The organism is Spirillospora sp. NPDC048824 (assembly GCF_043198455.1).
Lineage (GTDB): Bacteria > Actinomycetota > Actinomycetes > Streptosporangiales > Streptosporangiaceae > Spirillospora.
The window spans coordinates 83,320-96,701 of the sequence record NZ_JBICUS010000018.1 but is presented as its reverse complement, the minus strand read 5'-3'; the positions used below and the strand labels follow the sequence as shown (position 1 = coordinate 96,701).

Annotated in this window: 12 protein-coding genes; 6 read left to right on the top strand and 6 right to left on the bottom strand. The window is 72.4% G+C overall.

The features are described from left to right. Positions 1-16: 16 nt before the first annotated feature. Positions 17-811: an IPT/TIG domain-containing protein gene (locus ACGFIS_RS30125; protein ID WP_392906141.1), complete on the bottom strand. Its 795-nt coding sequence runs from the start codon at positions 809-811 to the stop codon at positions 17-19. A gap of 170 nt (positions 812-981) precedes the next feature. Between ACGFIS_RS30125 and ACGFIS_RS30120 the strand changes: the two genes are divergently transcribed. The 3 genes from ACGFIS_RS30120 (at position 982) to ACGFIS_RS30110 (ending at position 4,109) form a co-directional block, all read left to right on the top strand. After that, the gene (locus tag ACGFIS_RS30120; RefSeq protein WP_392973320.1) at positions 982-2,670 is read left to right on the top strand and encodes an ExeM/NucH family extracellular endonuclease; all 1,689 of its coding nucleotides are present in this window, start codon (positions 982-984) and stop codon (positions 2,668-2,670) included. A 104-nt stretch (positions 2,671-2,774) separates the two neighbouring features. Continuing rightward, a complete protein-coding gene (locus ACGFIS_RS30115; RefSeq protein WP_392906143.1) occupies positions 2,775-3,080 on the top strand; it encodes a hypothetical protein in 306 nt (101 codons plus the stop codon). Positions 3,081-3,119: 39 nt separating this feature from the next. Further along, positions 3,120-4,109: an LLM class flavin-dependent oxidoreductase gene (locus ACGFIS_RS30110; RefSeq protein ID WP_392906144.1), complete on the top strand. Its 990-nt coding sequence runs from the start codon at positions 3,120-3,122 to the stop codon at positions 4,107-4,109. An 87-nt stretch (positions 4,110-4,196) separates the two neighbouring features. Here ACGFIS_RS30110 and gabT read toward each other — a convergent pair whose 3' ends face one another. Beyond that, on the bottom strand, positions 4,197-5,549 hold the full coding sequence (gabT, locus tag ACGFIS_RS30105) for a 4-aminobutyrate--2-oxoglutarate transaminase (RefSeq protein ID WP_392906145.1): 1,353 nt from the start codon (positions 5,547-5,549) through the stop codon (positions 4,197-4,199). Between the two features lie 91 nt (positions 5,550-5,640). On the opposite strand from gabT, the gene ACGFIS_RS30100 reads away from it, so the two are divergent. Continuing rightward, a complete protein-coding gene (locus ACGFIS_RS30100) occupies positions 5,641-7,119 on the top strand; it encodes a PucR family transcriptional regulator (RefSeq protein WP_392906146.1) in 1,479 nt (492 codons plus the stop codon). Positions 7,120-7,132: 13 nt separating this feature from the next. Further along, positions 7,133-8,560: an aldehyde dehydrogenase family protein gene (locus tag ACGFIS_RS30095; RefSeq protein ID WP_392906148.1), complete on the top strand. Its 1,428-nt coding sequence runs from the start codon at positions 7,133-7,135 to the stop codon at positions 8,558-8,560. 61 nt (positions 8,561-8,621) lie between these two features. Here the strand turns inward: ACGFIS_RS30095 and ACGFIS_RS30090 are convergent, their stop codons facing one another. Further along, positions 8,622-9,665, bottom strand: coding sequence for an alpha/beta hydrolase (locus tag ACGFIS_RS30090; protein WP_392906150.1), 1,044 nt, complete (start codon positions 9,663-9,665; stop codon positions 8,622-8,624). A 568-nt stretch (positions 9,666-10,233) separates the two neighbouring features. On the opposite strand from ACGFIS_RS30090, the gene ACGFIS_RS30085 reads away from it, so the two are divergent. Beyond that, complete coding sequence (locus ACGFIS_RS30085) at positions 10,234-10,617, top strand: hypothetical protein (RefSeq protein WP_392906152.1); 384 nt, start codon at positions 10,234-10,236, stop codon at positions 10,615-10,617. A gap of 108 nt (positions 10,618-10,725) precedes the next feature. On the opposite strand, the gene ACGFIS_RS30080 is transcribed toward ACGFIS_RS30085, so the two are convergent. The 3 genes from ACGFIS_RS30080 to ACGFIS_RS30070 form a co-directional block, all read right to left on the bottom strand. Further along, the gene (locus tag ACGFIS_RS30080) at positions 10,726-11,355 is read right to left on the bottom strand and encodes a hypothetical protein (protein WP_392906154.1); all 630 of its coding nucleotides are present in this window, start codon (positions 11,353-11,355) and stop codon (positions 10,726-10,728) included. 228 nt (positions 11,356-11,583) lie between these two features. After that, on the bottom strand, positions 11,584-11,835 hold the full coding sequence (locus tag ACGFIS_RS30075) for a hypothetical protein (RefSeq protein ID WP_392906156.1): 252 nt from the start codon (positions 11,833-11,835) through the stop codon (positions 11,584-11,586). Further along, positions 11,832-13,307 carry a carboxyl transferase domain-containing protein gene (locus ACGFIS_RS30070; protein ID WP_392906157.1) on the bottom strand — a complete coding sequence of 492 codons (1,476 nt, stop codon included), beginning with the start codon at positions 13,305-13,307 and terminating at the stop codon, positions 11,832-11,834. Before ACGFIS_RS30070 ends, ACGFIS_RS30075 begins: the two co-directional genes overlap by 4 nt. Between the last annotated feature and the right edge of the window lie 75 nt (positions 13,308-13,382).

Genomic DNA, 13,382 nt, shown 5'->3' with positions numbered 1-13,382 from the left:
CAGGCCGGTGGCGGGGTCATTCGACGGTGAAGGGCTCCGGGGCGGCGACGGGACCGGCCGGGGTGATCACCACCGGCGGGCCCGTGGTGGCGCCCGGCGGGACGGCCGTCCGGATGAGGGTGTCCGCCGCGTCGGAGATGCGCGACTCGGCGGCGCCGAAGCGGACGGCGGTCACGGAGCCGAGGCCGGTGCCGTGGACGGCGACGGTGGTGCCGACCGGGCCGCTCGCGGGCTCGACCACGGTGATCCGGGCCGCGAGCACCTGGTCGCGGCCGGGCGGCGCGTAGGCGAGCAGGGTGGAGAAGACGCTGCGGAGCTTCTCCGACGTCTCGCGGGAGAACAGCCCGACGAGCGCCGCGATGGCGGTGACGCCGTACGGGTTGATGTCGGACGCGCCGCCCGCCGGCGAGGTCAGGCCGCCGCGCAGCACGAGGTAGACGATCAGCCCGAGCAGCGCCCCGACGAACGGCAGCAGCAGGTACATCACCAGCCAGCTCCGGCGCAGCGCGCGGTTGCCGACGTACCAGTAGAACGACCGCAGGACGTGCACGACCGAGCCGAGTGCGCCGGCCGCCATGACGATCACGAACAGGCTCGTCTCGCGGGACAGCGTGGGCGACCACCCGAGCAGCTCGACGGTCGTGGTCCGCGCGGGGATCTCGGTGCGGCCGTCGGGGGAGACCTTCGGGGCGGGCGGCCACACCTGGATGAGGACGATCACCAGCACGGCGGTGAGGACGAGGAGGACGACGGCGGCGGCGACGATGTCGCGGGTGCGGGCGTACTCGGATCCGACCGGCGACTCGGTCACGGCTCTCCTTCTGCGCGATGCCTTCTGCGGAGACTATCGAGGGCGGGCCGGACGGTGTTTCGTCATGGCCCGGCCATGGGACACCCTCGATTCCGACAATCCATTGCAAATTGATGGAGTCTTCATTAACGGTTCGGGGATCGGGAAAGCCGCGGCTCTAGTCTCCGGCCATGCGCCGAACAGCAGCAGCACTCGCGACCGTCCTGACCGCCGGGCTCGCCGGCGGCGTCCAGACGGCCGCGGCGGCGGAGCCGTCCACCTGCGGCACCCCCGCCGACCACCAGATCGCCGAGGTCCAGGGCAGCGGCGGCACCAGCCCCGTCAGCGGGCGGACCGTCCGCGTCGAGGGCGTCGTCACCGCGGACTTCCAGCGGTCCGACCAGCTCAAAGGCTTCTTCATCCAGGACCCCACCCCCGACACGGACCCGAGGACCTCCGACGGTCTGTTCGTCTACTCGGCCGCGGAGGTCGCGGAGGGCGACCGCGTCCTCGTGACCGGCAAGGCCGTCGAGTACAACGGGCTCACCGAACTGTCGCCGGTGTCGGCCGTGGACGTGTGCGGGAAGGGCCGCGTCGCCCCGTCCCGCGTCCGGCTCCCGCTGGCGGACGGAGCGGAACCGGAGCGGTACGAGGGAATGCTGCTGCGGTTCGGGCAGCGGCTCACCGCGACCGAGACCTACACGCTCGGGCGGTACGGCGAGGTGACCGTGGCGGCCGGCGGCCGCCTCTTCCAGCCGACCGACGGGCACGGCTCCACCCAGGCGGAGACCGACGCGCGGAAACTCCTCGTCGATGACGGGTCGAACGTCCAGAACCCGGACACGATCCCGTACACCGACCCGCGCGTCCTGCGGATCGGCGACTCGGCGCACGGGCTGACCGGCGTCCTCGGCTACGGATTCGGCGAATACCGCCTGCAGCCGACCAGGAAGGCACATTTCGCGAACACCAACCGGCGGCCGGGCAGGCCCCGGCACGTCGGCGGCAACGTGCGCGTCGCCGCCTTCAACGCCCTCAACTGGTTCACGACGCTGGGCGAGCGCGGCGCGGACACGGCGGAGGAGCAGGAGCGGCAGCTCACCAAGCTGATCGCCGCGCTCAGGGGGCTGGACGCCGACGCCGTCGGGCTCATGGAGGTCGAGAACAACGGCGACACCGCCGTGAAGGCCCTGGTCGACCGGCTCAACCAGGCCGCCGGCGCCGGGACGTACACGTGGGTGAAGCACCCCCACCCCGGGACGGACGCGATCCAGGTCGCGCTCATCTACAAGCCGGCGAAGGTCGCGCCGGTCGGTGCGCCGCGGTCGTCGCAGGACCCCGTCTTCGACCGCCCGCCGCTCGTGCAGACCTTCAGGCCCGCCTCGGGCAGGACGCCGTTCACGATGATCGTGAACCACTTCAAGTCGAAGGGCTGCAGCGGCGCCGACGGCCCCGACGAGGACCAGGGCGACGGCCAGGGCTGCTACAACGCCCGCCGCGTCGCCCAGGCCGAGGCGATCGGCGAGATCGCGGACGGGTCGCAGAACCCGCTCGTCATCGGCGACCTCAACTCCTACGCGGCCGAGGACCCGGTCGAGGTGCTGACCGGCGGCGGTCTCGTCAGCCAGACCAAGCGGTTCGTCCGCCCCGACCGGCGGTACAGCTACGTGTTCGACGGGCAGTCGGGCGAACTCGACCACGCCCTCGCCGGGAAGTCCCTGTCGCAGCAGGTGACCGGTACGACGATCTGGCACGTCAACAGCGACGAGCCGGTGTTCCTGGACTACAACACCGAATTCAACCCGCCCGGGTTCTACCGGCCGGACGCGTTCCGCTCGTCCGACCACGACCCCATCCTGCTGGGGCTGCGGCTGCGCTGACCCTGGTATTGGGCCGGCCGTCCAAAAAGTGGCGGCCGGCCCCTCGCGCGCACCGATCACGAATCGTATGATCCGTGTCACACCTCTAGTGATCGGTGCGCTCCATGACCGAAGCAGTCTCCGCCGCCTCCGTCCCCGCCACCGCCTCCCGTCCCGCGTTCGGCATCGGCCCGGACGGGACCTACACCAGAACCGGGCAGGCCGCCGCGTTCGTCCTCGGCGTCCTCACGATGTTCGCGTTCCTGCCGCTCATGGTGGTGGCCGCCCTCCTGTACACCAAGGCCGAAACCGTGTTCCCCGAAGATCCCGCGCGGGCCCGCACACTGGTGAACTGGTCGTGGATCAGCATCACCGTCCCCGTCGCGATCGCCGTCGTCGCCGTCCCCGTCCTCATGACCCTGGCGGGCTGAGCGGGAAGAGGACGGATGCCCGGCGGGTTAGGGCACGTTATGAGCGTGCCCTTCTCCGTCCTCGACCTCGCGCCCGTCGTCAGCGGCTCCACGTCCGGCCAGGCGCTGCGCAACACCCTCGACCTGGCCCGGCACACCGAGCGGCTCGGCTTCCACCGGTACTGGCTGGCCGAGCATCATGCGATGCCCGGGATCGCCAGCTCCGCGACCGCCGTGCTGATCGGGCAGGTCGCGGCGGCGACGTCGGCGATGCGGGTCGGGTCCGGCGGGGTCATGCTGCCGAACCACGCGCCGATGGTGGTCGCCGAGCAGTTCGGGACGCTGGAGGCGCTGTACCCGGGGCGCATCGACCTCGGCCTCGGCCGCGCCCCCGGCACCGACCAGGCCACCGCGCGGGCGCTGCGGCGCTCCCCGGACGCCCTGTCGGTGGACGACTTCCCCGAGCAGGTCATCGAGCTGCGCTCCTACTTCGGCGCGGACAGCAAGGTGACGCCCGCCGCCGGGAACGAGCCGCCGGTCTGGCTGCTCGGGTCCAGCGGCTACAGCGCCCGGCTCGCCGGGCTGCTGGGGCTGCCGTTCGCGTTCGCGCACCACTTCAGCGCCGAGAACACCGTCCCCGCGCTGAAGCTGTACCGCGACTCGTTCCGTCCCGGCGCGCTGGACGAGCCGTACTCGATGATCGGCGTCTCGGTCACCGCCGCGGAGTCCGACGAGCGGGCCCACGAGCTGGCGCAGCCTCAGGCGCTGGGGTTCCTGCGGCTGCGGCAGGGCCGTCCGGGGCCGCTGCCGACCCCCGAGGAGACCGCGTCCCACCCGTACACGCCGCTGGAACGTCAGATGATCGACTCGCGGCTGGCGGACCAGGTGGTGGGCGGCCCGGAGACCGTCCAGAAGGAGATGGACGCGCTGATCGAGCGGACGGCCGCGGACGAGGTCATGGTCGTCACACAGGTCTTCGACCACGGCGACCGGCTGCGCTCCTACGACATCCTCGCCGGCCTGTACGGCGCGTCCCTCCAACCGCGCTGACCCGCCCCCGGCGGGGCGGATGATGACGGGCCGGCCTCCCCGGCGGGAGGCCGGCCCGTTCCGGTGGCGGGCGGCCCGGCCCGGCCGTCAACCCGCGAAAGCCTCGTCGAGGACGTCGAGTCCCTCGGTGAGGAGGTCCTCGGAGATCACGAGCGGTGGCAGGAAGCGCAGCACGTTCCCGTACGTCCCGGTGGTCAGGACGAGCAGGCCCCGCTCGTGGCAGCGGCGTGCCACCTGCGCGGTCGCGTCGGGGTCGGGGTCCTTGGTACCCGGCCGCACCAGCTCCACCGCGATCATCGCGCCGCGTCCGCGCACGTCCCCGATCGCCGGGTGCCGCTCCGCGAGCGCCCTGAGCCGAGGCAGCATGATCTCGCCGATGCGGCGGGCGCGCTGGGTGAGCTTGCCGTCCTCGATCTCCTCCAGGACGGCGAGCGCCGCCTCGCAGGCGAGGGGGTTGCCGCCGTAGGTGCCGCCGAGGCCGCCGGCGTGCACCTTGTCCATGATGTCGGCGCGTCCGGTGACGGCGGCGAGCGGCAGCCCCCCGGCGATGCCCTTCGCGGTGGCGACGAGGTCGGGGACGATCCCCTCGTGCTCGCAGGCGAACATGTCGCCCGTCCGGGCGAAGCCCGTCTGCACCTCGTCGGCGATGAACAGGATGCCGTTGGCGCGGCAGAACTCGGCGATCGCGGGCAGGAACCCCGGCGCGGGCTCGATGAACCCGCCCTCGCCCTGGATCGGCTCGATCAGCACCGCCGCGACGTTCGTCGCGCCGATCTGCTTGGTGATCTGGTCGACGGCCTGCGCGGCGGCCTCGGGCCCGCAGTCGTCCGGGCCGGTCGGCCAGCGGTACGGGTAGGCGGCCGGCGCCCGGTACACCTCGGGCGCGTACGGGCCGAACCCGTGCTTGTACGGCATGTTCTTCGCGGTCAGCGTCATCGTCAGCAGCGTCCGGCCGTGGTAGCCGTGGTCGAACACCACGACCGCCTGCCGGCCCGTCGCGTACCGGGCGATCTTGACCGCGTTCTCCACGGCCTCGGCGCCGCTGTTGACCAGGAACGACCGCTTCTCGTGGTCGCCGGGCGTGATCCGGTTGAGGTTCTCGCACACCTCGACGTACGACTCGTACGGCGCGACCATGAAGCAGGTGTGGGTGAACCGGTCCGCCTGCGCCTTCACCCGGGCGGCGACCCGCGGGTTGGCGTTGCCGACGCCGGTGACCGCGATGCCCGAGCCGAAGTCGATCAGCGAGTTGCCGTCCGCGTCGACGACCACCCCGCCGTCCGCGTCGGTCACGTACACCGGGAGCACGCTGCCGACACCCGGCGGCACCGCCGCGACGCGGCGCTTCTGCAGCTCCCGGGAGCGCGGGCCGGGGATCTCGGTCACGACGCGGCGTTCCTGCGGCAGGCGGCTCGAACCGCCGAAATCCTCGCTGGTCATGGCCTGAACATAAGCCGGGCGCCGCCTACCATGAACCGTACGGGGCGGCGAAATGCGCCCCGCGAGATGGACACTTTGCACAAGGATTGCGATGCCGCCCACTCTGGCCTCCGTGGCCGCGCTCCCCCAGCTCGGCCTGCGGCCGCTCACCGGCCCGCTCCCCGACATGACCGTCGTGTGGGTCGCGGTCAGCGAACTGGAGGACCCGACCCCGTTCCTCGAGGGCGGTGAACTCGTCCTCACCACCGGCATGCGGCTGACGCCGGCGAACGCCGCCGGCTATGTGTCCCGGCTGGTCGGACGCGGTGTCGCCGGGCTCGGGTTCGCGATCGGCGTCATCCACGAGACCGTCCCGGACGAGCTGCTCGCGGCGGCACGCGACCAGGGGCTCGTCCTGCTGGAGGTGCCGCGCCCCACCCCGTTCATCGCCATCGGCAAGGCGGTGTCCCGGATGCTGGCCGCCGAATGGTACGAGGACGTGACCCGCGCGTTCCAGGCCCAGCGGGAACTGAGCCGCGCCGCGCTCACCGGGCCGGGCGCGCTGGTCACCCGGCTGGGCAGGCTGCTCGGCGGCTGGGCGCTGCTGCTCGACCCGTCCGGAACCGTCCAGCACGCCGAACCCGCCACCGCCGCCGGCCGCGCCGAGGCGCTGTCGCCCGAGCTGGCCCGCCTCCGCAGGCCTCCGAGGTCGCGGAGCGCGGACGTCCCGTCCGCGAGCATGGCGCTCTCGCTGCCGGGCGAGCACATCGTCGTGCAGCGGATCGGGCTGGGCGGGCGGCCGCGCGGATTCCTCGCCGTCGGAACCGGGACGCCGCTCCCCCATGTCGCGCACACGATCGTCGGGGCGGCCGTCGCGCTGCTGACCCTGCAGTCGGAGACGCCGCGCACCGGCCGCGACCTGCGGGCCTCACTCGCGGCGCTGCTGCTGGGACGTCCGGGCGACGGCCCGGCGGTGCCGCGCGGGCCGGTCCGGGTGCTGGCCTGCGCGGGCGGCGCCGCCGTGCTGGACGTCCTGGAGTCCGATCCCGCCGGAGGACGGTGCCTGGCGCTGCCCCTGGACGGGTACATCGCCGTCATCGTCCCGGACGAGGTGGGCGGGACGATCGAGTCGTTGCTCGCGGGCACCGGCCCGATCGGCGTCAGCGACGCGGCCTCCGGCGAACTGGCGGGCGCGCTGCGGCAGGCCGGGGAGGCTCTGGCGGCGGCCGTGCGGTCGGGGCGGGACGTCCTGCACCACTCCGCGCTCCCCGGCCAGGGCGTCCTCGGGCTGATCGACCCGGAACTGGCGCATGCCTTCGCCGACACACTCCTGGCACCGCTGCGCGACGAAGATCTGGTCGGCACCGTCCGGGCCTATGTGGCGGCCAACGGGCAGGGCGAAGCGGCGGCTCGGGCGCTCGGCGTGCACCGGCACACACTGCGGTCGCGGATGCGCAAGGCCGCCGAGGTTCTGGGAGCCGACCCCGACGACCCGGCCGTCCGCGCCGAACTGTGGATCGCGCTCGCCGTCACGTCCACTCAAGACGACGGGATTGGACAGAATGGCGACTCGCATTCGGCCGCGCCGTAGGTAGCGTGAACGCATGAACGTGACCCCATTCTGGCTGGCCGGCCGGCCCGAGACCGGTGACGGTGAGCTGACCGTTACGCATCCCTACGACGGCCGCGTGGTCGGGAAGGCGGCCGTGCCGACGCCGGCGCAGGTGGAGGAGGCGATCGCGGCCGCGGACGCCCTCCGCAGGGACGCCGCCGCGCTGCCGCTGCACGTGCGGGCCGAGGCGCTCGCGCACGTGTCCGCGCGGATCGCCGAACGCGCCGAGGAGATCGCCCGCCTGATCACCGGCGAGAACGGCAAGCCGCTGCTGTGGGCGCGCGGCGAGGTGACCCGCGCGATCTCCACGTTCCGGTTCGCCGCCGAGGAGGCCCGCCGCTTCAGCGCCACCACGCAGCGGCTCGACACCGACCCCGCCGCCGAGGGCCGGATGGCCTACATCACCCGCGTCCCGAGGGGCCCGGTGCTCGGCATCTCGCCGTTCAACTTCCCGCTGAACCTCGCCGCCCACAAGATCGCCCCGGCGATCGCGGCGGGCACCCCGATCGTCCTCAAGCCCGCCCCGGCGACGCCGCTGTCGGCGCTGCTGCTGGGAGAACTCCTCGCCGAGACCGGCCTGCCCGCCGGGATGTTCTCGATCCTGCCCGTGCCGAACGACCGGGCGTCCGCGCTCGTCGACGACCCGCGGCTGCCGATCGTGTCGTTCACCGGGTCCGTCCCCGTCGGCTGGGCAATCAACGATCAGGCGCCCCGCAAGCACGTCACCCTCGAACTCGGCGGCAACGGCGCGGCCGTCGTCCTCCCGGACGCCGACCTCGACTGGGCCGCCAAGCGCATCGGGCTGTTCTCCAACTACCAGGCCGGGCAGAGCTGCATCGCCGTCCAGCGCGTCTACGTCGACCGCTCCGTGTACGACGAGTTCGTGCCGAAGCTCGTCGACACCGTCGCCTCCCTCGTCACCGGCGACCCGTGGGACGACAAGACCCAGGTCGGCCCGCTCGTCAGCCAGGACGCCGCCGAACGCGTCGAGTCCTGGGTGGACGAGGCCGTCTCGGCGGGCGCCAGGATCCTGACCGGCGGCACCCGCGAAGGCGCCGCCTACGCCCCGACCGTCCTCGCCGGCGTCCCCGCCGGCACCAAGATCTCCAGCGAGGAGGTCTTCGGGCCGGTCATGTTCGTCCAGCCGGTGGACGGCGTCGACGAGGCGTTCGACCTCGTCAACGACTCCAAGTTCGGCCTCCAGGCCGGCGTCTTCACCCGCAACCTCGACATCGCGTTCCGTGCCCACCGCGAACTCGACGTCGGCGGCGTGGTGATCGGCGACGTCCCGTCCTACCGCGCCGACCAGATGCCGTACGGCGGCGTGAAGGACTCCGGCGTCGGCCGCGAGGGCCTCCAGTCGGCGATGGCCGACTACACCGAGGAAAAAGTCATGGTCTTCACGGGCCTGCCCCTCTGACCTGGTCTGCACACGGGCCCGGCCTCACCAGGGGCCGGGCCCGTGTGCTCACTGCGGCGGGTCAGGGCTTGGCGTTCAGGGCCAGGGCGGTGCGCAGCGCGCCCGCCGCCTCCGACATCGCCTCCTGGAACCGTCCGCCCAGCGGCCACATGTTCGCGAACCCGTGGATGAGGTCCTCCTGCCGTCGCAGAGCGACCCGCACCCCGGCCTTCTCGAGCCGCTTCGCGAACTCCTCCCCCTCGTCGCGCAGCGGGTCGAACCCGGCGGTCACGAGGTAGGTCGGCGGGAACCCGGCCAGATCGTCGGCCAGCAGCGGCGACGCGGCGGGCTCCTTCCGGCGCTCCTCAGGGCAGTAGTGGTCGCTGAACCACGTCATGTCGGCGTCGGTGAGGTAGAACCCGTCCGCGAACAGCTCCCGCGAACGCCGCCGGCCCGTCAGGTCGGTCGCCGGGTAGAACAGCAGCGCGAAGTCCGGCTTGCGTTCCGCGAGGAGCCCCACGACCGCCGCGAGATTGCCGCCCGCGCTGTCCCCGCCGACCGCGACGGCCCCGGCGTCGGCGCCCAGCTCCGCGGCGTTCTTCACCGCGTACTCGTAGGCGGTCATGGCATCGTCCGCCGCCGCCGGATACCGGTGCTCGGGGGCGAGCCGGTACCCCACCGACAGGACCCGGACCTCGGCGTGCACGGCGAGATACCGGCACACCGTGTCGTGCGTCTCGATGTCGCCGATGACCCAGCCGCCGCCGTGGTAGAAGACGAGCAGTGGCGACCCGTCCGCGAGCCCCTTGGGGGTGTAGAGCCGCCCCGCGATGGCGTCCGGGATCGTCACCTCGCGGGTCTTCACCGGACGCGCGGGCACCCGGCCCATGAGCACCTTCGCCCGCGCGAGCCCGTCGCGCGACTTCTCCACCGTGTCCGCCGTCAGGTTCCTGCCTTCCAGCCGCGACATCAGGATCAGCAGCTGCGCGTCCAGCGCCAGCTCCTGCCCGTCCCGCCTCACCGGTGCTCCCACGATCAGCCGCTTGACCGGCGCCGGCAACGCGAACACGCCACGGAGTACGGCGCCCGCCGCCGCGGGGGGAACCATCTCGGTCAACTGCGCCATGCGATCCTCCAAGCCCAGGGGGTTGCGCCAACCGTACTCTCCGGTAGCCCCTGTGTCCGGCCGGCGGCCGTTGCGCCGTCCCCACCATTCACCTTGCCGGACCATTCACCACCAGGTCGGACGGCGTTGAGCCGGCCCATTGCACACAACCGCGGCGGCCGGGGTTTGCGCGGACGGACCAGATCATGAGATAGTCTGAATGGACCGCCTGGTCCACTGTCACAATGAATGGCATTATATCTTGATCGACACTTCCAAGAATGTAGAAAAATATGGCGTTTCTGCGTAGTCGGCAACTCGCTCAGCGTCCATTGTTCATACGATTTTCGGGGGTCATCCAATGACGGTGCGAGACGTCCGGACTGTGGCTAAGGTCATGGGACGGCGAACGACGCTGCGCTATTTGATGATAGGCGTCGGAGCAAGTGTCCTCGCAGCCTGTAACGGCGATGGGGCCGGCGGCGAAGCCCACGGTGGCGGCGATACCGGCCGGGGCGGCAGGACCGGGGACGATCGTACCGGTCCGAGCGGAAGCGGCGCGAGATCGAACGGTCCCGCAGCGAAAGCGGTGGCCGCGTTCGTCCGGGGTGAATGGAAGATCCAGGTGACCATGGCAGGCGGCGATCAGATCAGCGGGACGGCACGGGTCGACGAGTCGACGTGGAGACTCCGTGTCGAGCAACGCGACGAAACCCCGATGGGAGGGTGGGCGCTGATAGACGGGAAACTGCACATCCACGTTGGCGAGTTCTTCGGAGGAGGGCAGGCAGTGGTGCACGGCGTACCGGCGAAGGTGCCCTCAGAAACGGCTCGCGTGTTCTCGTGGCAGCCGCCCACCGGACCCTCTGGGTCCTCCGGGGAGAGCCTGAAGGTCACCCGCTCCAATGGCACCGTCCGCATCGTGCACACCGAAGGCGGCAGCCGCACGACGATCGTCTGCACCCGCGCCTAGACCGTCAATGGGGAAGCCGTGCGGCTCAGTGGTCGCCGGTCGTCCGGGAACGTTCGCCGGGTACGCGACAAGCGACGCCCGTGTCCCCTGCCGGGGACGTCTCCGGAGTCAGGTGGCGGCTCGAACCAAGCGCGTGCGGCGCCGGTAGTAGGCGACGGTGACGGCGGCGAGCAGCGGCCCCCACAGCACCAGCGGCGCGTAGGCGACGACGCCGAGCACACCCTTCCAGTCATGGAAACCGATGGGGGCGTCGTTCTCCAGCGGGCGCCCCTGGATCGTCTCCTGGAAGACCACGCAGTTCACGACGGTGACCGTCCACAGCACCGTGAGGATCGCGGCGCCGACGGCGGCGGGGATCACGGCGGCCATGGTCGGGACGCGGCGGCCGCGCAGGCCCGGTATCCAGCGGGGGAACACCTCGCCCCAGCGGGCTATCAACCCGATCGCGGTGAAGGCCACCAGCTCCGACACGATCGAGAGCAGCACCACGTACACCTCAAGGGGCACCCAGGACGGAAGGTCGCCGTTCGTGTCCCCCTGCCTCAGGCGACCGCTGACGATCGGAAGATGGAAGGTGAAGGCCGCGATCCGCCACAGCCCGGAAGGCAGCACGGTGAACGGGACGGCCAGCGCGGCGATCCGCGCCCAGCGGGGAACACCCGCAACAGGTTCGTGTGCGGCGGCCCACATGGCTCGCAGCCACCCGGCCGGAGCCGCCGGCGTACTCAGAACGGTCATCGCTGCCTCTCTCGGAAAGTCTGACGATTCCAAGGTCACAGCCGTGACCGGCCATCCGGATCACCCGTCGGCACCATCCGCCTCCCCCGCACGGGGGACCGGTGCCGCGCACGGGTACCAGTGCCCCGCCGGACGACGACCGGGGCTATGCAGGTTTGCGGAACAGGAGGTGGCCTGCCGGGAAGCGTTCCAGGTCGGTCGGTTCCCGGACGAGGCGGGCGGCTTCGTTCAGGCCGGCGTCGCGGAGCAGGGCGGCGAGCCGGTCGGGCGGCCAGCGGTAGGCGAGGGTGACCTTGTGATCGAAGGACCGCGGTACGTCGCCGTCGCATGCCTGGAAGGCGAGCAGGAGGTGCCCGCCCGGGGCCAGGACGCGGTGATCAGCGCGCGGCCCAGCGGAAGGGCGTCGAGAACGTCGCGGAAGGTGTCGGCGTAGAGGGCGGCGACGGCGTCGTAGGCCGTCCGGGTGACGGGGTCGGTCATGTGGGCGGACGATAGCGGGCCTGGCGGGCGGCGGGTCCGCCGGGGACCAGGCCGGAGAGTCCTCGTTCCACGGCGGCCGCGGCGCGGCGGCAGAACGGTTCGGGCTCGTCCGCCGCGTCCGGGTGCTCGGGGACGAGTTCGTCCGCCAGGCCGTCGCGCAGGAGGTCCGCCGAGCGGACGCCCTGCGCCGCCGCCATCTCGTGCGCCCGTGCGACGGTCCGGTGGACGATCAGCGACGCGCCCTCGGGCGGGAGCGGGGAGAGCCAGGCATGGGCGGCGGCGAGCACCCGGTCGGTGGGCAGCAGCGCCAGCGCCGCCCCGCCCGTGCCCTCGCCCAGCAGCAGGCACAGCGTCGGCGCGGGAAGGGTGATCAGGTCGGCCAGGCAGCGGGCGATCTCGCCGGCGAGGCCGCCCTCCTCCGCCTCGGCGGACAGGACGGCGCCGGGCGTGTCGACCACGGTGACCAGCGGCAGGGCCAGCTCGGCGGCCAGGCTCATCCCGCGCCGGGCAACGCGGAGGCCGGCCGGGCCAAGGGGGTGGCCGGTGCGCTGGCTGCTCCGATCCTGGCCCACGACGACGCAAGGGGCCGCGCCGAATCGGGCCAGGGCGAGCAGCAGGCCCGGGTCGGCCTCTCCCTGGCCGGTGCCCGACAGAGGGGTCACGTCCGTCGCGCCGTACCGGAGTAGTTCGCGGACGCCTGGACGGTCGGGGCGGCGGGACCGTTCGATCGACTCCCATGCCGTCACCTCTCGGACGACCCCCACGGGAGCCTGGGCCGAGGCAGACACGGGCGGGCTTCCGCATAGGACGTTCAACGCCTGGGACGCCACCTCGCCCAGGTCGTCGATGTCCATCACGGCGTCCAGGAGTCCCTTGGCGGCAAGGTTCTCCGCGATTTGAACGCCGCTGGGGAACGGCTCCCCGTACAGCCCCTCGTAAACGCGCGGCCCCAGGAAACCGATCAGCGCGCCGGGTTCGGCGGCCGTCATATGACCGAGCGACCCCCACGAGGCGAACACCCCGCCCGTCGTGGGGTGCCGCAGATAGACGAGGTAGGGCAGCCCGGCGGCACGGTGGGCCATGACGGCGGCGGTGATGCGGGCCATCTGGACGAACGCGGCCGTCCCCTCCTGCATGCGGGTGCCGCCGGACGACGGCGCGGCGAGCAGCGGAAGGCCCTCGGCGGTGGCGCGTTCGACGGCGGCGACGATCCGGTCGGCGGTCGCGAGGCCGATCGAACCGGCGAGGAAGCGGAACTCGGACACGACGAACGCGACGCGGCGGCCGCGCAGCCGGCCCTCCCCGGTGACGACGGCCTCGTCGCATCCGCTGCGTTCGCGGGCGGCGGCGAGTTCCCTCCCGTAGGGGGACGCGGGGCCGGGCAGCCCGGCGGGAGGGGTGTCCCAGCACGTCCAGCCATCCTCGTCCAGCACGCGGCGCAGCAGCTCGCGCGCACCGACTCGTTCAGTCACGCGCCCATCATGACCTCGGCGGCAGGCCGGCCGGTGCGCGGGGGTGGACACTGGTGGGACCCGGCAGAAGGGAAC

What these genes read in the sequence shown, in the direction of transcription:
- ACGFIS_RS30120 (WP_392973320.1), top strand. Translation starts at nt 982, where the DNA reads ATGCGCCGAACAGCAGCAGCACTCGCGACCGTCCTGACCGCCGGGCTC.
- ACGFIS_RS30075 (WP_392906156.1), bottom strand. Translation starts at nt 11,835, where the DNA reads ATGACCGACCCCGTCACCCGGACGGCCTACGACGCCGTCGCCGCCCTC.
- ACGFIS_RS30100 (WP_392906146.1), top strand. Translation starts at nt 5,641, where the DNA reads ATGCCGCCCACTCTGGCCTCCGTGGCCGCGCTCCCCCAGCTCGGCCTG.
- ACGFIS_RS30095 (WP_392906148.1), top strand. Translation starts at nt 7,133, where the DNA reads ATGAACGTGACCCCATTCTGGCTGGCCGGCCGGCCCGAGACCGGTGAC.
- ACGFIS_RS30110 (WP_392906144.1), top strand. Translation starts at nt 3,120, where the DNA reads ATGAGCGTGCCCTTCTCCGTCCTCGACCTCGCGCCCGTCGTCAGCGGC.
- ACGFIS_RS30080 (WP_392906154.1), bottom strand. Translation starts at nt 11,355, where the DNA reads ATGACCGTTCTGAGTACGCCGGCGGCTCCGGCCGGGTGGCTGCGAGCC.
- ACGFIS_RS30115 (WP_392906143.1), top strand. Translation starts at nt 2,775, where the DNA reads ATGACCGAAGCAGTCTCCGCCGCCTCCGTCCCCGCCACCGCCTCCCGT.
- gabT (WP_392906145.1), bottom strand. Translation starts at nt 5,549, where the DNA reads ATGACCAGCGAGGATTTCGGCGGTTCGAGCCGCCTGCCGCAGGAACGC.
- ACGFIS_RS30090 (WP_392906150.1), bottom strand. Translation starts at nt 9,665, where the DNA reads ATGGCGCAGTTGACCGAGATGGTTCCCCCCGCGGCGGCGGGCGCCGTA.